The sequence below is a fragment of the Rhizobium sp. BK196 genome, from assembly GCF_014193255.1.
In the GTDB taxonomy this organism is placed as follows: Bacteria; Pseudomonadota; Alphaproteobacteria; order Rhizobiales; family Rhizobiaceae; genus Rhizobium.
In genome coordinates this window covers 139,706-163,362 of the sequence record NZ_JACHZB010000003.1, presented here as the reverse complement: position 1 = coordinate 163,362, position 23,657 = coordinate 139,706, and the positions used below count along the sequence as shown (strand labels likewise).

The following is a 23,657-nucleotide window of genomic DNA, read 5'->3' as shown; positions in this document are numbered from 1 at the left end:
CCATTATGGCTCGCGAATATAAGATCGAAGACTACCGCAATTTCGGTATCATGGCGCACATCGACGCCGGCAAGACCACGACCACCGAGCGTATTCTTTACTACACCGGCAAGTCGCACAAGATCGGTGAAGTCCACGATGGCGCAGCCACGATGGACTGGATGGAGCAGGAGCAGGAGCGCGGCATTACGATCACGTCCGCTGCTACCACGACCTTCTGGAAGGGCCGTGACGGCAAGATGCGCCGCTTCAACATCATCGACACCCCCGGCCACGTCGACTTCACCATCGAAGTCGAGCGTTCGCTGCGCGTTCTCGACGGCGCCATCGCGCTGCTCGATGCCAACGCTGGTGTTGAGCCGCAGACCGAAACCGTCTGGCGTCAGGCTGAGAAGTATCATGTTCCGCGTATGATCTTCTGCAACAAGATGGACAAGACCGGCGCGGACTTCTATCGCTCGGTCGAGATGATCAAGACCCGTCTGGGTGCGATCGCTGTCGTCATGCAGCTGCCGATCGGCGCTGAAAGCGACTTCAAGGGCGTTATCGACCTGGTCGAGATGAACGCTCTCATCTGGCGCGACGAATCGCTCGGCGCCCAGTGGGACGTCGTCGAGATCCCGGAAGACATGAAGGCCAAGGCTGAAGAATATCGCGAAAAGCTGATCGAGACCGTTGTCGAGATTGATGAAGCCGCGATGGAAGCCTATCTCGAAGGCAACATGCCTGACAACGACAAGATCCGCGAACTCGTTCGTCGCGGCACGATCGACGTCAAGTTCCACCCGATGTTCTGCGGCACTGCATTCAAGAACAAGGGCGTTCAGCCGCTGCTCGACGCTGTTGTCGATTACCTGCCGTCGCCGCTCGACATTCCCGCGATCAAGGGTATCGACTTCAAGACCGAGGCCGAAATCGAGCGTCATGCAGACGATGCCGAGCCGCTTTCCATGCTCGCATTCAAGATCATGAACGACCCCTTCGTCGGTTCGCTCACCTTCGCCCGCATCTACTCCGGTAAGCTCGAAAAGGGCTCGTCGGTCATGAACACGGTCAAGGACAAGCGCGAGCGCGTCGGCCGCATGCTGCAGATGCACTCCAACTCGCGTGAAGACATCGAAGAAGCCTTTGCCGGTGACATCGTTGCTCTCGCAGGTCTCAAGGAAACCACCACGGGCGACACGCTCTGCGATCCGTTGAAGCCGGTTATCCTCGAGCGCATGGAGTTCCCGGAGCCGGTCATCCAGATCGCTATCGAGCCGAAGTCCAAGGGCGACCAGGAAAAGATGGGCCTTGCGCTCAACCGCCTGGCAGCAGAAGATCCGTCCTTCCGCGTGAAGACGGACCAGGAATCCGGTCAGACGATCATTGCCGGCATGGGCGAACTGCATCTCGACATCATTGTCGACCGTATGCGCCGTGAGTTTAAGGTTGAAGCAAACGTCGGCGCGCCGCAGGTTGCTTACCGCGAAACCATTACGCGCCAGCACGAAGAAGACTACACGCACAAGAAGCAGTCCGGCGGTACCGGCCAGTTCGCGCGCGTCAAGATCGTCTTCGAACCGAATCCGGATGGCGACGACTTCAAGTTCGAATCCAAGATCGTCGGCGGTGCTGTTCCGAAGGAATACATCCCGGGCGTTCAGAAGGGTATTGAAAGCGTTCTGTCTTCCGGTCCGCTGGCTGGCTTCCCGATGCTCGGCGTCAAGGCGACGCTCATCGACGGTGCCTTCCACGACGTCGACTCCTCGGTCTTGGCATTCGAAATTGCTTCCCGCGCCTGCTTCCGTGAAGCGGCAAAGAAGGCTGGAGCTCAGCTCCTCGAGCCGATGATGAAGGTCGAAGTCGTTACCCCGGAAGATTACGTCGGCGACGTTATCGGCGACCTCAACTCCCGCCGTGGTCAGATCCAGGGTCAGGAAAGCCGCGGTGTGGCCGTTGTCATCAACGCCAATGTACCGCTGGCCAACATGTTCAAGTACGTCGACAACCTGCGCTCCATGTCGCAGGGCCGTGCTCAGTACACGATGACTTTCGATCATTACGCGCCGGTCCCGTCGAACGTCGCAACCGAAATCCAGGCAAAGTATTCCGGTCAGAAGTGACCGGAATACCAATTGTCCGATAACAAGAATTAGCGCCCCTCAGGGCCAAAGAATGGAGAGCCGAAAATGGCAAAGAGTAAGTTTGAGCGCAACAAGCCGCACGTCAACATTGGCACGATCGGCCACGTTGACCATGGCAAGACGTCTCTGACGGCAGCGATCACGAAGTACTTCGGTGAGTTCAAGGCGTATGACCAGATCGACGCTGCACCGGAAGAAAAGGCGCGCGGCATCACCATTTCGACGGCTCACGTCGAGTATGAGACGCCGAACCGCCACTATGCGCACGTCGACTGCCCCGGCCACGCCGACTATGTGAAGAACATGATCACCGGTGCCGCGCAGATGGACGGCGCGATCCTGGTCTGCTCTGCCGCTGACGGCCCGATGCCGCAGACGCGCGAGCACATCCTGCTCGCCCGCCAGGTTGGCGTTCCGGCAATCGTCGTGTTCCTGAACAAGGTCGACCAGGTTGACGATGCCGAGCTTCTCGAGCTTGTCGAACTGGAAGTGCGCGAACTTCTGTCGTCCTACGACTTCCCGGGCGACGACATCCCGGTCGTCAAGGGTTCGGCGCTTGCTGCGCTTGAAGATTCTGACAAGAAGATCGGTGAAGACGCGATCCGCGAGCTGATGGCTCAGGTCGACGCCTACATTCCGACGCCTGAGCGTCCGATCGACCAGCCGTTCCTGATGCCGATCGAAGACGTGTTCTCGATCTCGGGCCGTGGTACGGTTGTGACCGGCCGCGTCGAGCGCGGTATCGTCAAGGTTGGCGAAGAAGTCGAGATCGTCGGCATTCGCCCGACCTCGAAGACGACGGTGACCGGCGTTGAAATGTTCCGCAAGCTGCTCGACCAGGGCCAGGCTGGCGACAACATCGGCGCTCTGGTTCGCGGCGTGAACCGTGACGGCGTCGAGCGTGGCCAGATCCTGTGCAAGCCGGGCTCTGTCAAGCCGCACAAGAAGTTCAAGGCCGAAGCCTACATCCTGACGAAGGAAGAAGGCGGCCGTCATACGCCGTTCTTCACGAACTACCGTCCGCAGTTCTACTTCCGCACGACGGACGTGACGGGCATCGTGACGCTTCCGGAAGGCACGGAAATGGTCATGCCTGGCGACAACGTCACCGTTGACGTCGAGCTGATCGTTCCGATCGCAATGGAAGAAAAGCTTCGCTTCGCGATCCGCGAAGGCGGCCGCACCGTCGGTGCAGGCATCGTCGCTTCCATCATCGAGTAATTCATTCGGCTGCCCCGGCGGGGTGGCCGATTCGATGACATTATTATGATGCAAGCGGCGCAAGCCGCTTGCTTATTACACAGAAATGTTGCAAATGGCGCGCGAGCGCGATTTGCGTACCGCTTTGGATAACGAAGCGGCGACTAAAACAAACAATAAGGTGGGCTAAAAGGCCCTGAAGAATGGATAGGGATGCCGCATGCGGCGTCGCTCTCGATCTTTGAAACCGGTGGTCCGCCTTAGGAAGAAAGAAAAACCCGTGTCTTGTCCAAAGACATGCGGAAAACAAACACAAGGATAACGTCGAATGAACGGCCAAAATATCCGCATTCGCCTGAAGGCGTTCGATCACCGGATTCTCGATGCTTCCACGCGCGAGATCGTGTCGACGGCGAAGCGCACCGGTGCAAGCGTCCGGGGCCCCGTTCCGCTTCCGACCCGCATCGAGAAGTTTACGGTTAACCGGTCCCCGCACATCGACAAGAAGAGCCGCGAACAGTTCGAGATGCGCACGCATAAGCGCCTGCTCGACATCGTAGACCCGACCCCGCAGACGGTAGACGCGCTGATGAAGCTCGATCTCGCCGCCGGTGTCGATGTTGAGATCAAGCTCTGAGCTTGCTCGAGCTGAGTTGGAAGGATTGAACCGATGCGTTCAGGTGTGATTGCACAGAAGGTGGGAATGACCCGCGTCTACAACGACGCCGGCGAGCATGTCCCTGTAACGGTACTGCGTTTGGATGGCTGCCAGGTTGTGGCCCAGCGCACCGTAGAAAAGAATGGCTATACCGCGCTTCAGCTCGGTGCTGGCCAGGCCAAGGTAAAGAACACGTCTAAGGCCATGCGCGGCAACTTTGCCGTCGCTAATGTTGAGCCCAAGGCCAAGCTTCAGGAATTCCGCGTTTCGGAGGACCATCTGCTTGATGTTGGTACCGAACTCAAGGCCGGCCACTTTGCTGCGGGCCAGCTCGTCGATGTCACCGGCACGACGATCGGTAAGGGTTTTGCCGGCGCCATGAAGCGCCATGGTTTCGGCGGTCTTCGCGCCACGCACGGTGTGTCCGTTTCGCACCGTTCGCATGGTTCGACGGGTTCGCGCCAGGATCCGGGCAAGGTTTTCAAGAATAAGAAGATGGCTGGTCACATGGGCCAGACGCGCGTGACGACGCAGAACCTTGAAGTGGTTTCGACCGATGAAGATCGCGGTCTGATCCTGATTAAGGGTGCAGTACCCGGTTCCAAGGGTGCCTGGATCATCGTGCGCGACGCCGTCAAGTCGGCAGCGAAGTAAGGGAGCCAGACCAATGGAATTGAACGTCAAGACCCTCGAGGGAAAAGACGCTGGGAAGGTTTCCCTTTCGGAAGCGATTTTCGGCCTTGAGCCCCGTGAAGATATTCTCGCCCGCGTTATCCGCTGGCAGCTTGCCAAGAAGCAGCAGGGCACGCACCAGGCAAAGGGCCGCGCCGACGTCTGGCGCACCGGCGCCAAGATGTACAAGCAGAAGGGTACGGGCCGCGCTCGTCACCATTCGGCTCGTGCTCCGCAGTTCCGCGGCGGTGGTAAGGCTCACGGCCCGGTTGCTCGCAGCCACGAACATGACCTTCCCAAGAAGGTTCGTGCACTTGGCCTGCGTCATGCGCTGTCCGCTAAGATCAAGGCAGACGAACTGATCATCATCGATGATCTGGTCGCCAACGAAGCAAAGACCAAGGCTCTGGCCGGCGTATTCGCAACGCTGGGCCTCACCAACGCCCTCTTCATCGGCGGCGCCGAGCTCGACGGTAACTTCAAGCTCGCTGCCCAGAACATCCCCAACATCGATGTTCTGCCGATCCAGGGCATCAACGTTTACGACATCGTCCGCCGCGGCAAGCTCGTGCTTTCCAAGGCTGCCGTTGAAGCGCTAGAGGAGCGATTCAAGTGACCGATCTCCGCCACTACGATGTGATCGTTTCTCCTGCGATCACCGAAAAGTCCACGCTGGTATCGGAAAACAACCAGGTTGTTTTCAATGTCGCCAAGAAGGCGACGAAGCCGGAAATCAAGGCTGCAGTCGAGGCGCTCTTCGGCGTCAAGGTTACGGCTGTCAACACTCTGCTGCGCAAGGGCAAGACCCGTCGTTTCCGCGGTTTTGTCGGCAAGCAGCAGGACGTGAAGAAGGCTGTCGTGACGTTGGCTGAAGGCCAGACGATCGACGTCTCCACCGGTCTCTGAGGAATAAAAAGATGGCATTGAAAACTTTCAATCCGACGACCCCGAGCCAGCGCCAGCTGGTCATCGTCGACCGTTCGGGCCTCTACAAGGGCAAGCCGGTCAAGGCGCTGACGGAAGGTCTGACCAAGAGCGGCGGTCGTAACAACCTCGGCCGCATCACTGCCCGCTTCATTGGCGGCGGTCACAAGCGTACCTATCGCATCATCGACTTCAAGCGTCGCAAATTCGACGTTGAAGGCACGGTTGAGCGTATCGAATACGATCCGAACCGCACGGCTTACATCGCGCTCGTCCGCTACTCCGACGGCGAACAGGCCTACATCCTCGCTCCGCAGCGTCTTGCTGCTGGCGACAAGGTCATCGCTTCCGACAAGGCTGTCGACGTCAAGCCCGGCAATACGATGCCGCTGCAGTACATCCCGGTCGGCTCAATCATCCACAACGTGGAAATGAAGCCGGGCAAGGGCGGCCAGATTGCCCGCTCTGCCGGTTCCTACGCGCAGCTCGTCGGCCGTGACCAGGGCATGGCGATCCTTCGCCTGAACTCGGGCGAACAGCGCCTCGTGCACGGCACCTGCCTTGCTTCGATCGGTGCGGTGTCGAACCCTGACCATGCTAACATCAACGACGGTAAGGCCGGTCGTACTGTTTGGCGCGGCAAGCGTCCGCATAACCGCGGCGTCGTCATGAACCCGGTCGACCATCCGCATGGCGGGGGTGAAGGCCGCACCTCGGGCGGCCGTCATCCGGTTTCGCCGTGGGGCAAGCCGACCAAGGGCAAGCGCACCCGGTCGAACAAGTCGACCGACAAGATGATCATGCGCTCGCGTCATCAGCGTAAGAAGTAAGAGAGGAAGTCCTCAATGGCTCGTTCAGTATGGAAAGGTCCGTTTGTTGACGGCTATCTTCTCAAGAAGGCTGAGAAGGTTCGTGAAGGCGGACGTGCAGAAGTAATCAAGATCTGGAGCCGTCGCTCCACGATCCTGCCGCAGTTCGTTGGTCTCACCTTCGGCGTCTACAACGGCAGCAAGCATGTTCCGGTCAGTGTCAATGAAGACATGGTCGGTCACAAATTCGGTGAATTCTCTCCGACGCGTACCTATTACGGTCACGGCGCGGACAAGAAGGCAAAGAGGAAGTAACGATGGGTAAGGCTAAAGCCGAACGCCGGCTGAAGGACAACGAGGCGCAAGCAGTCGCCCGTACGCTCCGCGTCAGCCCACAGAAGCTCAACCTGGTTGCCGCGGCTATCCGCGGCAAGAAGGTCGAGCGTGCACTCGCTGAGCTGGAATTCTCCCGCAAGCGTATCGCTGGCGCCGTCAAGAAGACGCTCGAATCTGCGATCGCCAACGCTGAGAACAATCATGACCTCGACGTCGACGCTCTCGTCGTCGCCGAGGCCTATGTCGGCAAGTCGATCGTCATGAAGCGCTTCCACGCTCGCGGCCGTGGCCGCGCATCGCGGATCGAACGTCCGTTCGCTCACCTGACGATCGTCGTTCGTGAAGTGCAGGCACAAGAGGAGGCCGCATAATGGGTCAGAAAATCAATCCGATTGGTTTCCGTCTTGGCATCAACCGTACCTGGGATAGCCGCTGGTTTGCGGACAATGCCGAGTATGGCCAGCTCCTGCACGAAGACCTGAAGATGCGTAAGTTCGTCATGAGCGAACTGAAGCAGGCCGGTATCTCCAAGGTGGTCATCGAGCGTCCGCACAAGAAGTGCCGCGTCACGATCCACTCGGCCCGCCCGGGCCTGATCATCGGCCGCAAGGGCGCCGACATCGACAAGCTCCGCAAGAAGCTGTCGGACATGACGAACTCCGAAACGCACCTCAACATCGTTGAAGTGCGCAAGCCGGAAATCGACGCAACGCTCGTTGCTCAGTCGATCGCCCAGCAGCTCGAGCGCCGCGTGGCTTTCCGTCGCGCCATGAAGCGCGCCGTTCAATCCGCGATGCGTCTTGGCGCCGAAGGCATCAAGATCACCTGCGCCGGCCGTCTCGGCGGTGCGGAAATCGCTCGTACGGAATGGTACCGCGAAGGCCGCGTTCCGCTGCATACCCTGCGCGCTGACATCGACTACGGTACGGCTGAAGCCGAAACCGCATTCGGTATCTGCGGCATCAAGGTCTGGATCTTCAAGGGCGAAATCCTTGAGCACGATCCGATGGCTTCCGAACGCCGCGCGCTGGAAGGCGACGCACAGGGCCCGGCAAGCCGCGAACGCGACCGTGGCGATCGTCGCCGCGAACGCGACAACGCGTAATTAGCGCTGGCGAAAGATAAGCTCGGAGAAGTAAGAAAATGTTGCAGCCAAAGCGTACTAAGTACCGCAAGCAGTTCAAGGGCCGCATCAAGGGCGTTGCCAAGGGCGGTTCCGACCTTGCCTTCGGTGAATTCGGCCTGAAGGCTCAGGAGCCCAACCGCGTTAATGCTCGCGAGATTGAAGCGGCCCGCCGCGCGATCACGCGTTACATGAAGCGCGCCGGCCGTGTTTGGATCCGCGTGTTCCCGGACGTTCCGGTAACCGCAAAGCCTACCGAAGTCCGTATGGGTAAGGGTAAGGGTTCCGTGGAATACTGGGCATGCAAGGTCAAGCCTGGTCGTATGATGTTCGAGATCGATGGTGTCTCCGAGGAAATCGCACGTGAAGCGCTTCGTCTCGGTTCGGCCAAGCTCTCGGTCAAGACGCGCTTTGTACAGCGCATCGCAGAGTAAGGAGAAGGCACGATGAAAGCCGAAGAAGTACGCGGCCTCACGGCCGACCAGCTCAAGGACAAGCTCGCCGACCTGAAGAAGGAGCAGTTCAATCTGCGCTTCCAGAAGGCGACGAACCAGCTTGAAAAGACCTCGCGCATCAACGAAGTCCGCAAGGATATCGCCCGCGTGAAAACCATTGCCCGCCAGAAGGCGGCGGAAGCAAAGGCGTAAAGGAAGAAGAACATGCCGAAGCGCATTTTGCAGGGCGTCGTCGTTGGCGACAAGAACGAGAAGACTGTCGTAGTTCGCGTTGAGCGTCGTTTCGCTCACCCGCTGCTCCAGAAGACCGTTCGTCGTTCCAAGAAGTACAAGGCCCACGACGAAAACAATCAGTACAAGATCGGTGATATCGTCTCCATCGAGGAGTGCGCACCGATCTCCAAGGACAAGCGCTGGACGGTCGTTGCCGCCCAAGCCAAGTAAGAATTTTGCGCGAGGCCTTGCGTCTCGCGGAAATTTCTGTATGAAGCAGCGTCGGAACGCTCGAATGCCGGGCGTTCTTTTGCTTTAAGCGCACGGAAGGTCCCATCTGGGAAACCACCCTGGCAACGATCTACCCCCGCGCTATTCAAGCTATTGCCGCGTTTTCGCTGTCCTTGTGACGAGCGGCCGGTAGACAATTTTCATAAGCCGGAAGAGGGGGCTTTGCCCAACCATTCCGGTAAGAACAAGAAGGCGACCTGATATGATTCAGATGCAAACAAACCTCGACGTCGCGGATAATTCCGGCGCACGTCGTGTCATGTGCATCAAGGTGCTGGGCGGCTCGAAGCGCAAGTATGCCTCGATCGGCGACGTCATCGTCGTTTCGATCAAGGAAGCTATTCCGCGCGGCCGTGTAAAGAAGGGTGACGTGATGAAGGCGGTTGTCGTTCGTACCGCCAAAGACATCCGTCGTCCGGATGGCTCTGTCATCCGCTTCGATACCAACGCAGCAGTCCTCATCGACAACAAGAAAGAGCCGATCGGCACCCGTATCTTCGGACCGGTTCCGCGCGAACTTCGCGCAAAGAACCACATGAAGATCATCTCGCTGGCTCCCGAAGTACTGTAAGGAGCGGGAACGATGCAGAAGATTCGTAAGGGCGACAAGGTCGTCATGCTCGCAGGTAAGGACAAGGGCCGCACTGGCGAAGTCCTCCAGGTCCTGCCGAAGGAAGATCGCGCCGTGGTGCGCGGCGTAAACGTCGTAAAGCGCCATCAGCGCCAGACGCAGACGCAGGAAGCCGGCATCATTTCGAAGGAAGCTTCGGTCCATCTGTCCAACGTCGCCATCGTCGACAAGGACGGCAAGCCGACCCGCGTTGGCTTCAAGGTTGTTGACGGCAAGAAGGTCCGCGTGGCTAAGCGTTCGGGAGAAGTGATCGATGGCTGAGGCAAAGTACGAGCCGCGGCTCAAGAAGGAATATGTCGAGCGGATCCGTAAGGCGATGCAGGAGAAGTTCTCCTACGCCAACGAGATGATGATCCCGAAGCTCGACAAGATCGTTATCAACATGGGTGTGGGCGAAGCGACGGCTGATTCTAAGAAGCCGACCGTTGCTGCTGCCGACCTGGCTGCCATCGCTGGCCAGAAGCCGGTCATCACCCGCGCACGTAACTCTATCGCTGGCTTCAAGGTCCGCGAAAACATGCCGATCGGCGCGAAGGTCACCCTGCGCGGCGCCCGCATGTACGAGTTCCTGGATCGCCTGGTCAACATCGCGCTTCCGCGCGTTCGCGACTTCCGCGGCCTGAACCCGAAGAGCTTTGACGGCCGTGGCAACTTCGCCATGGGCATCAAGGAGCACATTGTGTTCCCAGAAATCAACTACGACAAGGTTGATCAGATGTGGGGCATGGACATCATCGTTTGCACGACGGCAACGACCGACGACGAAGCTCGCGCGCTCCTCGCGGAGTTCAGCTTCCCGTTCCGTCAGTAACCGTAACGACGAGCGTAGAAAAGGAACCTGACATGGCGAAGACAAGCGCAGTTGAAAAGAACAAGCGCCGCCGTAATACGGTCGCAAACCAGGCTGCCAAGCGCGCAGCTCTGAAGGCGATCATCATGAACCAGGCTCTTCCGATCGAAGAGCGGTTCAAGGCCTCGATCAAGCTGGCATCCCTGCCGCGCGACGGATCGAAGACCCGCATTCGCAACCGTTGCGAAGTGTCCGGTCGTCCGCGCGCTTACTACCGTAAACTGCGTATGTCGCGTATCGCGCTGCGCGAACTGGGCAATCTCGGCAAGGTGCCGGGCATCGTCAAGTCGAGCTGGTAAGGAGCAGGTTAGATGACAATGACTGATCCGTTGGGCGATATGCTCACCCGTATCCGCAACGGCGCTTCGCGTCGCAAGTCGTCGGTTTCGACGCCTGCTTCCAAGCTCCGTGCGCGTGTTCTCGATGTGCTCCAGGCTGAAGGTTACATCCGTGGCTATTCCGTCGTCGATTTCGGCAACGGCAAGTCCGAGCTCAATATCGAACTCAAGTACTATGAAGGCGCATCGGTGATCCGCGAGATCGGCCGTGTGTCCAAGCCGGGCCGCCGGGTTTATGTCTCGGTCAAGTCCATTCCGCAGGTCGCGAACGGCCTCGGCATCACCATCCTTTCGACCCCGAAGGGCGTGATGGCCGATCACCAGGCTCGCGAACAGAACGTTGGTGGCGAGGTTCTCTGCTCGGTCTTCTAAGACTGCGCAGGGTCTCCATAGCGAACAGACAGGATTGAAACATGTCTCGTATCGGTAAGAAGCCCGTTCAGGTGCCTGCTGGGATCACGGCTACGGTCGATGGCCAGAAGGTTACTGCTAAGGGCCCGAAGGGCGAGTTGTTTTTCGTCGCAAACGACGAAATCAGCGTGAAGCTCGAAAACAATGCGGTCGTCGTAGCGCCGATCAGCCAGACGAAGGAAGCTCGTTCGAAGTGGGGCATGTCCCGCACGATGATCGAAAACATCTTCAAGGGCGTCAAGGACGGCTTCGAGCGCAAGCTTGAAATCAACGGCGTTGGTTACCGCGCTTCGCTGCAGGGCAAGAACCTGCAGCTGGCTCTCGGTTTCAGCCACGACGTGGTCTATGAACCGCCGCAGGGCATCACGATCGCTGTGCCGAAGCCGACGGAAATCGTCGTCACCGGCATCAACAAGCAGCAGGTCGGTCAGGTCGCCGCCGAGATCCGCGAATACCGCGGTCCGGAGCCCTACAAGGGCAAGGGCGTCAAGTATGCCGAAGAGCGGATTGTCCGCAAAGAAGGCAAGAAGAAGTAAGGATCACGCGAAATGGCTAGCAGGAAAGAAGCACTTGCACGTCGTGCCAACCGCGTGCGCCGTCATCTCAAGTCGGTGGCCAATGGCCGTCCGCGCCTGTCGGTTCATCGCTCGTCGAAGAACATCTACGCACAGATCATCGACGATGTTGCCGGCAAGACGCTTGCCGCTGCATCGACCCTCGACAAGGATCTGCGCGGTTCTCTGAAGACCGGTGCCGACACAGCAGCAGCTGCCCTCGTTGGCAAGCTCGTTGCAGAGCGCGCATCGAAGGCAGGCGTTACCGAGGTCGTATTCGACCGTGGCGCCTTCATCTATCACGGCCGTATCAAGGCCCTGGCAGATGCAGCCCGCGAAGGCGGTCTGACCTTCTAATAGTTTCCGGCCGAAGCCTTTCTGGTCTTCGGCCGGATGTCACTGGACCGCAAATCGTTCCCTTTGGGAAGCTGGTGCGGTCCTCATTTTGTTTGCCGATTGCACCCGGAAAAGAAAAAGGAAGAGGACAATGGCACAGGAAAGAAGGCCGCAGCGGGAAGACCGCCAGAGCCGCGAAGAGCGCGATAGCGAATTCGTCGACAAGCTGGTCGCGATCAACCGCGTCGCTAAGGTTGTTAAGGGTGGCCGTCGCTTCGGCTTCGCCGCTCTCGTCGTCGTTGGCGACCAGAAGGGTCGTGTAGGTTTCGGTCATGGCAAGGCGCGCGAAGTGCCGGAAGCTATCCGCAAGGCAACCGAAAGCGCAAAGCGCGACATGATTTTCGTACCGCTGCGTGACGGCCGTACGCTGCATCATGACGTTCATGGCCGTCATGGCGCCGGCAAGGTTCTGCTGCGTTCGGCCAAGGTCGGTACCGGTATCATCGCCGGTGGTCCGATGCGCGCCGTTTTCGAAACGCTCGGCGTCCACGACGTCGTCGCCAAGTCGACTGGTTCGTCGAACCCCTACAACATGGTTCGCGCTACCTTCGACGCTCTGAAGCACCAGGTTCACCCGAAGGACATCGCAGCCCAGCGCGGCATCAAGTATGCTACGCTCCAGGCTCGCCGTGCCGCTTCTGGCAACGCCTCTGAAGAATAAGAGGAGCTGACCAATGGCCAAGGCTACCAAGAAGGCTGAAGCGAAGACTGTTACGATCGAACAGATCGGCAGCCCGATTCGCCGTCCGGACGTCCAGCAGCGCACGCTGATCGGTCTCGGACTGAACAAGATGCACCGTCGCCGCACGCTGGAAGATACTCCGGCCGTTCGTGGCATGATCCGTGCAGTCCAGCATCTCGTTCGCGTCGTCGACGAGAAGTGAGCCCGGAGTAACGCTCATGAAACTCAATGAAATCAAAGACAACGAAGGCTCTACCCACAGCCGCAAGCGCCTCGGCCGCGGTATCGGCTCGGGCTCCGGCAAGACCGGTGGTCGCGGTGTAAAGGGTCAGAAGTCCCGTTCGGGCGTCGCCATCAACGGCTTCGAAGGCGGTCAGATGCCCATCTACCGTCGCCTGCCGAAGCGCGGCTTCACCAACATCTTCGCGGCCGACTACGTCGTCGTATCGCTGGCACGCATCCAGGCTGCCGTCGATGCCGGCAAGCTCGACGCGAAGTCAACCGTTGATGCAGCTGCTCTGAAGGCCGCTGGCGTCATCCGCCGCGCCAAGGATGGCGTTCGCGTTCTCGCCGATGGCGAGCTCAAGGCCAAGCTCACGCTCGAAGTTGCAGGCGCTTCCAAGTCAGCCATCGAGAAGATCGAAAAGGCTGGCGGCAAGGTAACGCTTCTTTCTGCCGCAGCGGCAGAATAATAAACTCATGATATATCGCCCGGGGTGCTTCACACCGGGCGATTTTGCTCCCATATGTGAGCCTCACAAAAACCTGCTTGGACGCATCCGCGTCGAGACAGTAAGACTGAAAACGAGGGTGAGGCATAGGGTTGCGCCAGCGATCCGTCCGAAGCCCGGTTTTTAAAAGAAATTCATACTGATTCCGGTGCCGGCCGACTCGAGAGCGCCCGGAATTGGTAGCGCGGAGAAACGCATGGCTTCTGCAGCGGAACAACTGGCTTCAAACCTCAATTTTTCGACCTTCGCCAAAGCCGAGGATCTTAAGAAGCGCCTGTGGTTCACACTGGCAGCTCTCCTTGTCTACCGGCTGGGTACCCATATTCCGCTTCCGGGCCTCAATCCGCAGGCATACGCCCAGGCCTTCCAGGGCCAGGCAGGAGGCATTCTCGGCCTCTTCAACATGTTCTCGGGCGGCGCCGTACAGCGCATGGCGATCTTCGCCCTCGGCATCATGCCCTACATCTCCGCTTCGATCATCGTGCAGCTTATGACCTCAGTCGTTCCGGCGCTCGAAAACCTGAAGAAGGAAGGTGAGCAGGGCCGCAAGATCATCAACCAGTACACCCGTTACGGCACGGTCATCCTCGGCGCGCTCCAGGCTTACGGCATTGCCGTCGGTCTCGAGAGCGGCAATGGCCTTGTCGTCGATCCGGGCTGGTTCTTCAAGATTTCGACCGTTCTGACGCTACTCGGCGGTACCATGTTCCTGATGTGGCTCGGTGAGCAGATCACCTCGCGCGGCATCGGCAACGGCATTTCGCTAATCATCTTCGCAGGCATTGCCGCCGGTCTTCCGACCGCTCTTGCCGGTACTCTGGAACTCGGCCGTACTGGCGCGCTGTCGACGACGCTCATCCTGGCCGTCATCGTCGTCGCAATCGCCGTCATTGCCGTCATCGTCTTCGTTGAACGTGCACAGCGCCGTCTGCTCATCCAGTATCCGAAGCGCCAGGTCGGCAACCGCATGTTCCAGGGCGATACCTCGCACCTGCCACTGAAGCTGAACACCTCGGGCGTCATCCCGGCTATCTTTGCATCGTCGCTGCTGCTTCTGCCGGCGACGCTCGCAGGCTTTGCCAGCACGACGGCGATGCCCGCCTGGGCGACCTCCATCGTTGCAGCGCTCGGCCATGGCCAGCCGCTCTACATGGTGCTTTATGCAGCTCTGATTGCTTTCTTCGCCTTCTTCTATACGGCCATCGTCTTCAATCCGAAGGACACTGCCGACAATCTGAAGAAGCACGGCGGCTTCATCCCCGGCATTCGTCCGGGCGACCGTACCGCTGAATATATCGACTATGTGCTGACCCGTATCACAGTGATCGGCGCTATCTATCTCGTCTTCGTCTGCATTCTGCCGGAGATTCTGGTGTCGCAAACCGGCATCCCATTATCCCTTGGTGGGACTTCGCTTTTGATCGTGGTTAGCGTAACTCTTGATACGGTGGCACAGATCCAGGGCCACCTGATCGCACAGCAGTACGAAGGCCTGATCAAAAAATCGAAGCTGCGTGGAGGAAAGAGGGGGCGATGAGACTTATACTTTTGGGGCCGCCGGGCGCGGGTAAGGGGACCCAGGCCCAGCGGATCGTGGAAAAGCACGGCATTCCGCAGCTTTCCACGGGTGATATGCTGCGCGCCGCCGTTCAGGCCGGTACTGAAGTCGGCAAGCGCGCCAAGGCTGTCATGGACGCCGGAAATCTTGTCTCGGACGAGATTGTCAATGCCATCGTCTCCGAACGAATCGATCAGCCCGATTGCGCCAACGGTTTCATCCTCGACGGCTTCCCGCGCACGCTCGTGCAGGCAGATGCAACAGAGGCGATGCTGAAGGCCAAGGGTCTCGATCTCTCTGTTGTCATCGAATTCCGTGTCGACGACAAAGAGCTGGTCCGCCGCGTGGCAGGTCGTTACTCCTGCGCCGAGTGCGGCACCGTCTATCACGACTCGGACAAGATCCCGGCCAAGGAAGGCGTCTGTGATAAGTGCGGTTCGACCCACTTCAAGCGTCGTCCCGACGATAATGCCGAGACCATGACAAAGCGTCTCGAGGTCTACTACAAGGAAACCTCACCGCTGATCGGCTATTATTATGCCAAGGGCAAACTGAAGTCCGTGGATGGCATGGCCGAAATCGATCAGGTTACGACCGAGATCGAACGCATTCTTTCCGAGCTTTAAAGCTTTGAAAATAAACTTTGCGGGAGCGGTTGCTTTTTTGCACTGATTCCGCTAAACCGCGCCAACTCGCGACATTCCCTGCGATCGGCGCGGATTTCCCGAAGGAAGTCCGGGTTCGATCGTTTTGTGATGTTACGAACCTGAATTAATCGAGCGGCCTCTGGCTGCATAACGAAGCCCTATTGCCGGATGGCAACTGGAATGCAAGGAGAATAGGCGTGGCACGTATCGCTGGCGTCAACATCCCGACTGCAAAGCGCGTCGTCATCGCGCTGACCTACATTCACGGGATTGGATCGAAATTCGCGCAGGAAATCGTCGAGAAGGTCGGTATTCCGGCTGATCGCCGCGTTCATCAGCTGACGGATGCTGAGATCCTTCAGATCCGCGAAACCATCGACCGTGACTATCAGGTCGAAGGTGATCTTCGTCGCGAAACCGCGATGAACATCAAGCGTCTGATGGACCTCGGCTGCTACCGCGGCCTGCGTCACCGTCGTGGCCTTCCGGTCCGTGGTCAGCGCACGCACACCAATGCCCGTACCCGCAAGGGTCCCGCAAAGGCGATCGCTGGTAAGAAGAAGTAATTTCCGGGAGACCGGAGTGAGGAGGCTGGCGGTCTGCGCCGGCCTCTTTTGAGTTTGGAGCGGAGTCATATAGGCGCCGCTCCGGTGTAGCCGCTGGGATTACGGCGGTGAAGAGATCAACGAAAGGAATACCATGGCTAAGGAAGCCGTCCGCGTTCGCCGTCGCGAGCGTAAGAATATCTCGTCGGGTGTCGCTCACGTCAACTCGACCTTCAACAACACGATGATCACCATCACCGACGCGCAGGGCAATGCGATTGCCTGGTCGTCTGCTGGCGCCAAGGGCTTCAAGGGCTCGCGCAAGTCGACCCCGTTCGCTGCCCAGATCGCTGCCGAAGACTGTGCCAAGAAGGCTCAGGAACATGGCATGAAGTCGCTGGAAGTCGAAGTCTGCGGCCCGGGTTCCGGCCGTGAATCGGCTCTGCGCGCGCTCCAGGCTGCCGGTTTCATGATCACGTCCATCCGCGACGTGACCCCGATCCCGCACAATGGCTGCCGTCCGCGCAAGAAGCGCCGCGTCTGATCATCGCTATCGTCACTGGTGAGCGCCTCGGCGCTCCCGGTGGTTTTCAAGCTCGGTTGCCACGATTGGATGGTGGCAACGAACGGAAGGCAAAATTATGATTCAGAAGAACTGGCAGGAATTGATCAAGCCGAACAAGGTGGAGTTCTCTTCGAGCTCGCGCACCAAGGCGACTCTCGTTGCAGAGCCGCTTGAGCGCGGTTTCGGCCTCACTCTCGGCAACGCGCTGCGCCGCGTGCTGCTCTCCTCTCTGCGCGGTGCCGCTGTTACGGCCGTGCAGATCGACGGCGTGCTGCATGAATTTTCCTCGATCCCGGGCGTTCGCGAGGACGTTACGGACATCGTGCTCAACATCAAGGAAATCGCCATCAAGATGGATGGCGACGATGCCAAGCGCATGGTCGTGCGCAAGCAGGGTCCGGGTGTTGTAACGGCTGGCGACATCCAGACGGTCGGCGATATCGAAATCCTCAACCCCGAGCATGTCATCTGCACGCTTGACGAGGGTGCCGAGATCCGCATGGAGTTCACCGTCAACAACGGCAAGGGCTATGTTCCGGCCGATCGCAATCGCGCGGAAGATGCTCCGATCGGCCTCATCCCGGTGGACAGCCTCTATTCGCCGGTCAAGAAAGTGTCCTACAAGGTTGAAAATACCCGCGAAGGACAGGTTCTCGACTACGACAAGCTGACCATGTCCATCGAAACCGATGGCTCTATTTCCGGCGAAGATGCCGTCGCTTTCGCGGCACGCATCCTGCAGGACCAGCTTGGCGTCTTCGTCAACTTCGACGAACCGCAGAAGGAAACCGAAGAGGAAGCAGTCACCGAACTCGCTTTCAACCCGGCTCTCCTCAAGAAGGTGGACGAGCTCGAATTGTCCGTTCGTTCGGCAAACTGCCTGAAGAACGACAATATCGTCTACATCGGCGACCTCATTCAGAAGACCGAAGCAGAGATGCTCCGGACCCCGAACTTTGGTCGCAAGTCGCTGAACGAAATCAAGGAAGTTCTCGCTTCCATGGGCCTGCACCTCGGCATGGAAGTGCCGGCATGGCCGCCCGAGAACATCGAAGATCTCGCCAAGCGCTACGAAGACCAATATTAAGAACCAAAAAGGCAGGCTCTTCACGGCTGCCTTTCCCCGTCAAACAGCAGGCCTATCGCCTGCATGTGCCAGGAAACGGCAGGCCCGGTAGCAAAGTAAGGGCACTGCATTAAAGGAGAATAGCAATGCGCCACGCAAAAGCCGGCCGCAAGCTGAACAGAACCGCAAGCCATCGCAAGGCGATGTTTGCCAACATGGCTGCTTCGCTCATCACCCATGAGCAGATCGTCACGACGCTGCCGAAGGCCAAGGAAATCCGTCCGATCGTGGAGAAACTCGTCACCCTCGGCAAGCGTGGCGACCTGCACGCTCGTCGTCAGGCGATCTCGCAGATCAAGGACGCCGCTGTCGTTTCGAAGCTCTTCGACACGATCGCTTCGCGTTACGCCACCCGCAACGGCGGCTACCTGCGTATCATGAAGGCCGGCTTCCGCCAGGGCGACAACGCCGCTCTCGCGGTCATCGAGTTCGTTGATCGTGACACCTATGCGAAGGGCGCAGCCGACAAGGCCCGCGTCGCTGCTGAAGAGCAGTCTGTCGCTGCATAAGATTTTCCGGTTTCGGAAAGCAGAAAAGCCGGGTCTTGCGCCCGGCTTTTTCGTTTGTGATGTTCCGGTGAACCGGCACGGGATCAGCGTTCATCGCCGATCGTTCAATCAGGCACGTGAATGCTCCGTTTGATGTGCTTGAGATTGGCGACGATCGTAAAGGTCATAATCACCAGCAGGCACCATGAACTCCACTTGCCGATATGGACGGTTGACCATGCTCCGAGTTGATTGGGATATCGCCATACGCCGAAGAATGTGCTGATGTTCTCCGCAAGCCAGATGAAGAAGCCGATCAGGACGAAGGCGGCGAGCAAGGGCATCTTGCGGTCCTGGTCGTAGGGCCTGAAGATGACGGTGGTGCGAGCATAAAGTCCGAGCGTGCAGGCTGCGATGTACCAGCGATAATCGCCAATATAGTGGTGGGTGAAGAAGTTGGCGTAGATCGCCAATGCCATAAGCCCTGCCATCCAGTAGGATGGATGATGCCTTACGCGCAGATCGAAAAGGCGCCAGGCCTGAATGACATAGCTGCCGACAGCCGCATACATGAAGCCTGAAAAAAGCGGGACGCCAAATAGCTTGGTATAGGCGAAATCCGGATAGCTCCACGACTGGATACTGCCTGAAGTTTTGAAGACCTCGAGCGCAAACCCAACCAGATGAAAGACCGAGATCGCCTTCAATTCGTCGATGGTCTCCAGCTTTGCCCAGACCATCCACGCCTGGATTGCGAGAGCGATGATCAGTAGCAGATCATAGCGCGGGATACCGATGACACCCGCACGCGGAACCATGAATATCGCTAGAAAAAAGAGGCCTGCGAAAAGGCAGGCCCGGGCTTCCTTGATGCCGAAATAAAAGAATTCGATGAAAAAGCGCTCTATGCCGTCGCGTTGATGCTCGGTCGGCTGGTCGATCAAATGCTGGTCCAAGCGGGGAAACAATCTTTGAAGCGCGGCAGCTTTAGGCATGTCGTGACGAGAGCCTCTGACCTGATCTGGAATCAATATGAAGTTGATAATCCCACCTCTCGGCATTAGGCAGCTCAAATCGGTTGAGATTGTGGTGGAAACATTTGAATTGCGCAAAATGATTCAACGCACGCAAGGTCTTCGTCTGATGCTTTTGATCGTCATCATCGTCCTGGGTTTAGCACTCAGGCGGTTCGGCTATGCTATCGATCTGCCTTTCTTTATCGTCAAATATGGTGGTTCGCTGCTTTGGGGATCGATGGTGTATTTCCTGCTGGCATTTGCTGTTGGAGGCCTCAGCGCGAGAATTCGGCCTGCAGGAATTGCCATCATCGCGTTCGCTATCGCCATATGCGTTGAGCTCTTCCGGCTCTACCACACCCCCTGGCTCGATGCCTTCAGATTGACGACCGCCGGCGCCTTGCTGTTGGGACGGATATTCTCGCTCTGGAATATTGTCGCATACGCTTTCGGAATAGCGGCCGCCTGTGCGCTTGACCCGGCGTTCAGGCTATTATCGCCCTCGAAGCCTTAACGCGGCTTTACGAAGCCGATGAAGCCACGGCACGGCTCGCCGCGAGCTTGTCCTGGCCCCTTCTTCCGGCTCCGCCCGATCGGTTTGTAGGAGCGATAGAGGATCAGCGTGACGATCAACCCGACATAGATATACTGTTCGAGGCCGAGGATCTTCGTGGACAGTGCGAAGTGTAGCGCGGCTGAGGCGGCGATGATGTAGATGAGGCGATGCAGCCAGATCCAGTTCTTGCCGAGCCTGCGGATCGAGAAATTGTTGGAGGTGATGGCGAGCGGCACCAGCATCGCCAGTGCCCCCATGCCGAACATAATGAAGGGGCGCTTCACGACGTCGTCGATGACAGCTGCTATATCCAGCGCCTGATCGAGTATCATGTAGACGGTGAAATGCATCAGTGCGTAGTAGAAGGTCAGAAGGCCGAGCGCACGGCGATAACGGAGATAATTCCAGCCGAGGAGATCGCGGACAGGGGTGACGGCAAGCGTGAGGATCAGGAAACGGATCGTCCAAATGCCGAGAAAAAGCTCGAATGTCTTTACTGGATCGGCACCGAGTTGATCCGTCGCGCCGAGATAGAAATACCAGGCGGCGGGCACGAGCCCGACGACATAGAGCAGCCAGACGGACGCCGGCAGCCAGCGTTTCGGAATGGCGAGCGAAAACCCCGTCATCAGAAATTCACCCTCAAATCCATGCCGCCGTAGAGGCTGGCAACTTCATCTGCATAGCCGTTGAAGGGCAGGGTCGGGTGGCGACTTGCACCGAAAAAGCCGCTTTCGCCGATGCGCCGCTCGGTCGCCTGGCTCCAGCGCGGATGGTCGACCGCAGGATTGACGTTGGCATAGAAGCCGTATTCCTGCGGGTTGGTGACCTGCCAGGTGTTCTTCGGCTGCTGATCGGTGAGCGTGATGCGCACGATCGACTTGATGCCCTTGAAACCATACTTCCACGGCACGACGAGGCGCACCGGCGCGCCATTCTGGTTCGGCAGCGTTTCACCATAGAGCCCGACGGCGAGCAGCGTCAGGGGGTGGCGTGCTTCGTCCATGCGCAGGCCCTCGACATAGGGCCAGTTCAGCGACTGGAAGAGGCCGGCCTGGCCGGGCATCTCCTCGGGGCGCACGACAGTCTCGAAGGCGACATATTTGGCGCTGCCCTGCGGCTCCACCTTGTCGAGAAGCGAGGCGAGCGGAAAGCCGTTCCACGGAATGACCATCGACCAGGCTTCCACGCAGCGCATGCGATAGACGCGCTCCTCGATCGGGAACTCCTTCATCAGCGCCTCGATATCGAAGGTGCCGGCCTTGTTGACCATGCCGTCGACTTTGATAGTCCACGGCAGCGGCTTGAACTTGCCGGAAAGTGCTGCGGGATCACCCTTGTCGAGGCCGAATTCGTAGAAGTTGTTGTAGGTGGTGACGTCCTTGATCGGCGTCAGCTTGTCATCGACCGTGTACTTGCTCTTGACGGTCGTAAGCGCCGCAGCACTCGCCTTGCCGGCGCCGTAGAGCGCCATCGCGCCGAACGTCGCAGCGCCGAGAAATTCCCGGCGCTTCAGGTAAACCTCGCGCGGCGTGATCTCCGAGGAGCGGATTTTGGGCGGACGATAGGCTGGCATATCGAATTCCTCCTGGGCGGGGCGACCCGTGAATCTTCGGACGCAGATAGCGCGTTTCTGATCTGTGTGTATGCCTTGAATCTTAGGGACGAAAAGCCAATTTTTTGTGTTCGTCCGTGATGGAATAGACCGTAACAAAAGTGTCCTGGCATCCGTATAAGCCTGATGGTGCCGCCCGTACCGCTTTAGGCGTTCCCGGTAGTGACAGCTCAGGCCGATTGGATTAGGACAATTCCAAAAAGCAGCGACTGCCTGGCCTTCGCAAATCCCTTGCCGCCCCGCATCGCCAGAGAATTCCTGGATATTTGAGGAAGACACCGATGCCAGCTTACCGTTCCAGAACCACGACCCACGGCCGCAACATGGCGGGCGCGCGCGGCCTTTGGCGCGCTACGGGCATGAAGGATTCGGATTTCGGCAAGCCGATCATCGCCGTGGTCAACTCCTTCACCCAGTTCGTGCCCGGCCACGTGCACCTCAAGGATCTCGGCCAGCTCGTCGCCCGTGAGATCGAAGCGGCCGGCGGTGTTGCCAAGGAGTTTAACACAATTGCCGTCGATGACGGCATCGCCATGGGCCATGACGGCATGCTCTATTCGCTGCCCTCGCGCGAGCTGATCGCCGACAGCGTCGAATACATGGTCAACGCCCATTGTGCCGACGCGATGGTCTGCATCTCCAACTGCGACAAGATCACCCCCGGTATGCTGATGGCGTCGCTCCGCCTCAACATACCCACGGTCTTCGTCTCCGGCGGCCCGATGGAGGCCGGCAAGGTCGTCCTGCATGGCAAGACGCATGCGCTCGATCTCGTCGATGCCATGGTTGCTGCCGCCGACGACAAGATTTCCGATGAAGACGTCAAGGTCATCGAACGTTCGGCCTGTCCGACCTGCGGTTCATGCTCCGGCATGTTTACCGCAAATTCCATGAACTGCCTGACCGAAGCCCTCGGCCTGTCGCTGCCCGGCAACGGCTCGACGCTTGCAACGCACGCCGATCGCAAGCGCCTCTTCGTCGAGGCCGGCCACCTGATCGTCGATCTCGCTCGTCGTTATTACGAGCAGGAGGATGAGACGACCCTGCCGCGCGTGATTGCCTCCAAGCAGGCTTTTGAGAATGCCATGGCGCTCGATATCGCCATGGGCGGCTCCACCAACACCGTTCTGCACATCCTGGCGGCTGCGCATGAAGGTGAGGTAGATTTCACCATGGCCGACATCGATGCGCTGTCGCGCCGTGTTCCCTGCCTTTCCAAGGTTGCGCCGGCCAAGTCCGATGTTCACATGGAAGATGTTCATCGCGCCGGCGGCATCATGTCGATCCTCGGTGAGCTCGATAAGGGTGGCCTTCTCAACCGCGACTGCCCGACCGTTCACGCCGAAACGCTGGGTGACGCCATCGATCGCTGGGACATCACCCGCACCAACAGCGAAACAGTCCGCAAGTTCTATCGTGCGGCTCCCGGCGGCATCCCGACCCAGGTCGCCTTCAGTCAGGAAGCCCGCTGGGACGAGCTCGATACCGACCGCGTCGGCGGCGTCATTCGTTCGGTTGAGCATCCTTTCTCCAAGGATGGTGGCTTGGCAGTTCTCAAGGGCAATCTGGCGGTTGACGGCTGCATCGTGAAGACGGCCGGCGTCGATGAATCGATCCTGAAGTTCTCCGGCCCGGCCAAGGTCTTCGAAAGCCAGGACGCGGCCGTCAAGGGCATCCTCGGCAATGAGGTCGTCGCCGGCGATGTCGTCGTCATCCGCTACGAAGGTCCGAAGGGCGGCCCGGGCATGCAGGAAATGCTCTATCCGACGAGCTATCTGAAGTCGAAAGGCCTCGGCAAGGCTTGCGCGCTGATCACCGACGGCCGCTTCTCGGGCGGCACCTCCGGTCTCTCGATTGGCCATGCCTCGCCGGAAGCTGCAAACGGTGGCACGATCGGCCTCGTGCGTCAGGGTGACATGATCGATATCGATATCCCGAACCGTAAGATCAGTCTGCGTGTCAGCGACGCGGAGCTTGCTGCCCGCCGCGCCGAGCAGGATCAGAAGGGCTGGCATCCGGCCGAGCCGCGCAAGCGCAACGTCTCTACTGCGCTCAAGGCCTATGCAGCCTTCGCAACCAGCGCCGATCGCGGCGCGGTACGCGATTTGAACGCGCGATAAGCCGGTTTTTCGCAGATTGGT

Annotated in this window: 34 protein-coding genes; 31 read left to right on the top strand and 3 right to left on the bottom strand. The window is 58.8% G+C overall.

Annotated elements, in window-relative coordinates; genetic code table 11:
- Positions 1-5: 5 nt before the first annotated feature.
- The 29 genes from fusA (at position 6) to rplQ (ending at position 18,350) form a co-directional block, all read left to right on the top strand.
- Complete coding sequence (fusA, locus tag FHT78_RS11985) at positions 6-2,105, top strand: elongation factor G (RefSeq protein ID WP_183743780.1); 2,100 nt, start codon at positions 6-8, stop codon at positions 2,103-2,105.
- A gap of 66 nt (positions 2,106-2,171) precedes the next feature.
- Positions 2,172-3,347 carry an elongation factor Tu gene (gene tuf / locus FHT78_RS11980; RefSeq protein WP_183743778.1) on the top strand — a complete coding sequence of 392 codons (1,176 nt, stop codon included), beginning with the start codon at positions 2,172-2,174 and terminating at the stop codon, positions 3,345-3,347.
- Between the two features lie 307 nt (positions 3,348-3,654).
- Positions 3,655-3,963 carry a 30S ribosomal protein S10 gene (gene rpsJ, locus FHT78_RS11975; protein ID WP_003547547.1) on the top strand — a complete coding sequence of 103 codons (309 nt, stop codon included), beginning with the start codon at positions 3,655-3,657 and terminating at the stop codon, positions 3,961-3,963.
- A 33-nt stretch (positions 3,964-3,996) separates the two neighbouring features.
- Complete coding sequence (gene rplC, locus FHT78_RS11970) at positions 3,997-4,638, top strand: 50S ribosomal protein L3 (RefSeq protein WP_183743776.1); 642 nt, start codon at positions 3,997-3,999, stop codon at positions 4,636-4,638.
- Between the two features lie 13 nt (positions 4,639-4,651).
- On the top strand, positions 4,652-5,272 hold the full coding sequence (rplD, locus tag FHT78_RS11965; protein ID WP_007812861.1) for a 50S ribosomal protein L4: 621 nt from the start codon (positions 4,652-4,654) through the stop codon (positions 5,270-5,272).
- Positions 5,269-5,562 (top strand): 50S ribosomal protein L23, encoded by a 294-nt coding sequence (locus tag FHT78_RS11960; RefSeq protein WP_007812862.1) that lies wholly within the window; start codon positions 5,269-5,271, stop codon positions 5,560-5,562. Before rplD ends, FHT78_RS11960 begins: the two co-directional genes overlap by 4 nt.
- A gap of 11 nt (positions 5,563-5,573) precedes the next feature.
- A complete protein-coding gene (gene rplB, locus FHT78_RS11955; RefSeq protein ID WP_183743774.1) occupies positions 5,574-6,410 on the top strand; it encodes a 50S ribosomal protein L2 in 837 nt (278 codons plus the stop codon).
- Positions 6,411-6,425: 15 nt separating this feature from the next.
- On the top strand, positions 6,426-6,704 hold the full coding sequence (rpsS, locus tag FHT78_RS11950) for a 30S ribosomal protein S19 (protein WP_007531666.1): 279 nt from the start codon (positions 6,426-6,428) through the stop codon (positions 6,702-6,704).
- Positions 6,705-6,706: 2 nt separating this feature from the next.
- On the top strand, positions 6,707-7,096 hold the full coding sequence (gene rplV / locus FHT78_RS11945) for a 50S ribosomal protein L22 (RefSeq protein ID WP_007812866.1): 390 nt from the start codon (positions 6,707-6,709) through the stop codon (positions 7,094-7,096).
- Positions 7,096-7,830 carry a 30S ribosomal protein S3 gene (gene rpsC / locus FHT78_RS11940; protein WP_112572305.1) on the top strand — a complete coding sequence of 245 codons (735 nt, stop codon included), beginning with the start codon at positions 7,096-7,098 and terminating at the stop codon, positions 7,828-7,830. The genes rplV and rpsC overlap by 1 nt, the downstream gene beginning before the upstream one ends.
- A 38-nt stretch (positions 7,831-7,868) precedes the next feature.
- A complete protein-coding gene (rplP, locus tag FHT78_RS11935) occupies positions 7,869-8,282 on the top strand; it encodes a 50S ribosomal protein L16 (RefSeq protein WP_003573792.1) in 414 nt (137 codons plus the stop codon).
- A 12-nt stretch (positions 8,283-8,294) separates the two neighbouring features.
- Complete coding sequence (gene rpmC, locus FHT78_RS11930) at positions 8,295-8,495, top strand: 50S ribosomal protein L29 (protein ID WP_018115518.1); 201 nt, start codon at positions 8,295-8,297, stop codon at positions 8,493-8,495.
- Between the two features lie 12 nt (positions 8,496-8,507).
- A complete protein-coding gene (rpsQ, locus tag FHT78_RS11925) occupies positions 8,508-8,747 on the top strand; it encodes a 30S ribosomal protein S17 (protein WP_018115517.1) in 240 nt (79 codons plus the stop codon).
- A 262-nt stretch (positions 8,748-9,009) separates the two neighbouring features.
- Complete coding sequence (rplN, locus tag FHT78_RS11920) at positions 9,010-9,378, top strand: 50S ribosomal protein L14 (protein WP_003573790.1); 369 nt, start codon at positions 9,010-9,012, stop codon at positions 9,376-9,378.
- Between the two features lie 12 nt (positions 9,379-9,390).
- A complete protein-coding gene (gene rplX / locus FHT78_RS11915) occupies positions 9,391-9,699 on the top strand; it encodes a 50S ribosomal protein L24 (RefSeq protein WP_183743772.1) in 309 nt (102 codons plus the stop codon).
- A complete protein-coding gene (gene rplE, locus FHT78_RS11910) occupies positions 9,692-10,249 on the top strand; it encodes a 50S ribosomal protein L5 (protein WP_183743770.1) in 558 nt (185 codons plus the stop codon). The genes rplX and rplE overlap by 8 nt, the downstream gene beginning before the upstream one ends.
- A gap of 32 nt (positions 10,250-10,281) precedes the next feature.
- Positions 10,282-10,587 (top strand): 30S ribosomal protein S14, encoded by a 306-nt coding sequence (rpsN, locus tag FHT78_RS11905; RefSeq protein WP_018115514.1) that lies wholly within the window; start codon positions 10,282-10,284, stop codon positions 10,585-10,587.
- Between the two features lie 12 nt (positions 10,588-10,599).
- Complete coding sequence (rpsH, locus tag FHT78_RS11900; RefSeq protein WP_112572299.1) at positions 10,600-10,998, top strand: 30S ribosomal protein S8; 399 nt, start codon at positions 10,600-10,602, stop codon at positions 10,996-10,998.
- A 41-nt stretch (positions 10,999-11,039) separates the two neighbouring features.
- Positions 11,040-11,573 (top strand): 50S ribosomal protein L6, encoded by a 534-nt coding sequence (gene rplF, locus FHT78_RS11895; RefSeq protein WP_018115513.1) that lies wholly within the window; start codon positions 11,040-11,042, stop codon positions 11,571-11,573.
- A 12-nt stretch (positions 11,574-11,585) separates the two neighbouring features.
- A complete protein-coding gene (rplR, locus tag FHT78_RS11890; protein ID WP_097593488.1) occupies positions 11,586-11,948 on the top strand; it encodes a 50S ribosomal protein L18 in 363 nt (120 codons plus the stop codon).
- 130 nt (positions 11,949-12,078) lie between these two features.
- Complete coding sequence (rpsE, locus tag FHT78_RS11885) at positions 12,079-12,648, top strand: 30S ribosomal protein S5 (RefSeq protein WP_112572295.1); 570 nt, start codon at positions 12,079-12,081, stop codon at positions 12,646-12,648.
- Between the two features lie 13 nt (positions 12,649-12,661).
- Positions 12,662-12,871, top strand: coding sequence for a 50S ribosomal protein L30 (gene rpmD / locus FHT78_RS11880; protein ID WP_007812887.1), 210 nt, complete (start codon positions 12,662-12,664; stop codon positions 12,869-12,871).
- 16 nt (positions 12,872-12,887) lie between these two features.
- Entirely contained in the window at positions 12,888-13,361 is a 474-nt protein-coding gene (gene rplO / locus FHT78_RS11875; RefSeq protein ID WP_183743768.1) for a 50S ribosomal protein L15, read from the top strand.
- Between the two features lie 235 nt (positions 13,362-13,596).
- A complete protein-coding gene (secY, locus tag FHT78_RS11870; RefSeq protein ID WP_183743766.1) occupies positions 13,597-14,937 on the top strand; it encodes a preprotein translocase subunit SecY in 1,341 nt (446 codons plus the stop codon).
- Entirely contained in the window at positions 14,934-15,584 is a 651-nt protein-coding gene (locus FHT78_RS11865; RefSeq protein WP_183743764.1) for an adenylate kinase, read from the top strand. Before secY ends, FHT78_RS11865 begins: the two co-directional genes overlap by 4 nt.
- 218 nt (positions 15,585-15,802) lie before the next feature.
- Complete coding sequence (rpsM, locus tag FHT78_RS11860) at positions 15,803-16,171, top strand: 30S ribosomal protein S13 (protein WP_183743762.1); 369 nt, start codon at positions 15,803-15,805, stop codon at positions 16,169-16,171.
- 133 nt (positions 16,172-16,304) lie between these two features.
- Entirely contained in the window at positions 16,305-16,694 is a 390-nt protein-coding gene (gene rpsK, locus FHT78_RS11855) for a 30S ribosomal protein S11 (protein ID WP_003547577.1), read from the top strand.
- A 97-nt stretch (positions 16,695-16,791) separates the two neighbouring features.
- On the top strand, positions 16,792-17,802 hold the full coding sequence (locus FHT78_RS11850; RefSeq protein ID WP_183743760.1) for a DNA-directed RNA polymerase subunit alpha: 1,011 nt from the start codon (positions 16,792-16,794) through the stop codon (positions 17,800-17,802).
- Positions 17,803-17,927: 125 nt separating this feature from the next.
- Positions 17,928-18,350, top strand: coding sequence for a 50S ribosomal protein L17 (rplQ, locus tag FHT78_RS11845; RefSeq protein WP_112572283.1), 423 nt, complete (start codon positions 17,928-17,930; stop codon positions 18,348-18,350).
- Between the two features lie 104 nt (positions 18,351-18,454).
- On the opposite strand, the gene FHT78_RS11840 is transcribed toward rplQ, so the two are convergent.
- On the bottom strand, positions 18,455-19,324 hold the full coding sequence (locus FHT78_RS11840; protein WP_183743758.1) for a DUF817 domain-containing protein: 870 nt from the start codon (positions 19,322-19,324) through the stop codon (positions 18,455-18,457).
- Positions 19,325-19,442: 118 nt separating this feature from the next.
- On the opposite strand from FHT78_RS11840, the gene FHT78_RS11835 reads away from it, so the two are divergent.
- A complete protein-coding gene (locus FHT78_RS11835; RefSeq protein WP_183745327.1) occupies positions 19,443-19,859 on the top strand; it encodes a DUF2809 domain-containing protein in 417 nt (138 codons plus the stop codon).
- On the opposite strand, the gene msrQ is transcribed toward FHT78_RS11835, so the two are convergent.
- Together msrQ and msrP are read right to left on the bottom strand one after the other, a co-directional pair.
- The gene (gene msrQ / locus FHT78_RS11830; protein ID WP_183743756.1) at positions 19,856-20,530 is read right to left on the bottom strand and encodes a protein-methionine-sulfoxide reductase heme-binding subunit MsrQ; all 675 of its coding nucleotides are present in this window, start codon (positions 20,528-20,530) and stop codon (positions 19,856-19,858) included. The genes FHT78_RS11835 and msrQ overlap by 4 nt on opposite strands.
- Positions 20,530-21,477 carry a protein-methionine-sulfoxide reductase catalytic subunit MsrP gene (gene msrP, locus FHT78_RS11825; protein ID WP_183743754.1) on the bottom strand — a complete coding sequence of 316 codons (948 nt, stop codon included), beginning with the start codon at positions 21,475-21,477 and terminating at the stop codon, positions 20,530-20,532. The genes msrQ and msrP overlap by 1 nt, the downstream gene beginning before the upstream one ends.
- Positions 21,478-21,797: 320 nt before the next feature.
- On the opposite strand from msrP, the gene ilvD reads away from it, so the two are divergent.
- Complete coding sequence (gene ilvD, locus FHT78_RS11820; protein ID WP_183743752.1) at positions 21,798-23,636, top strand: dihydroxy-acid dehydratase; 1,839 nt, start codon at positions 21,798-21,800, stop codon at positions 23,634-23,636.
- Positions 23,637-23,657: the final 21 nt, after the last annotated feature.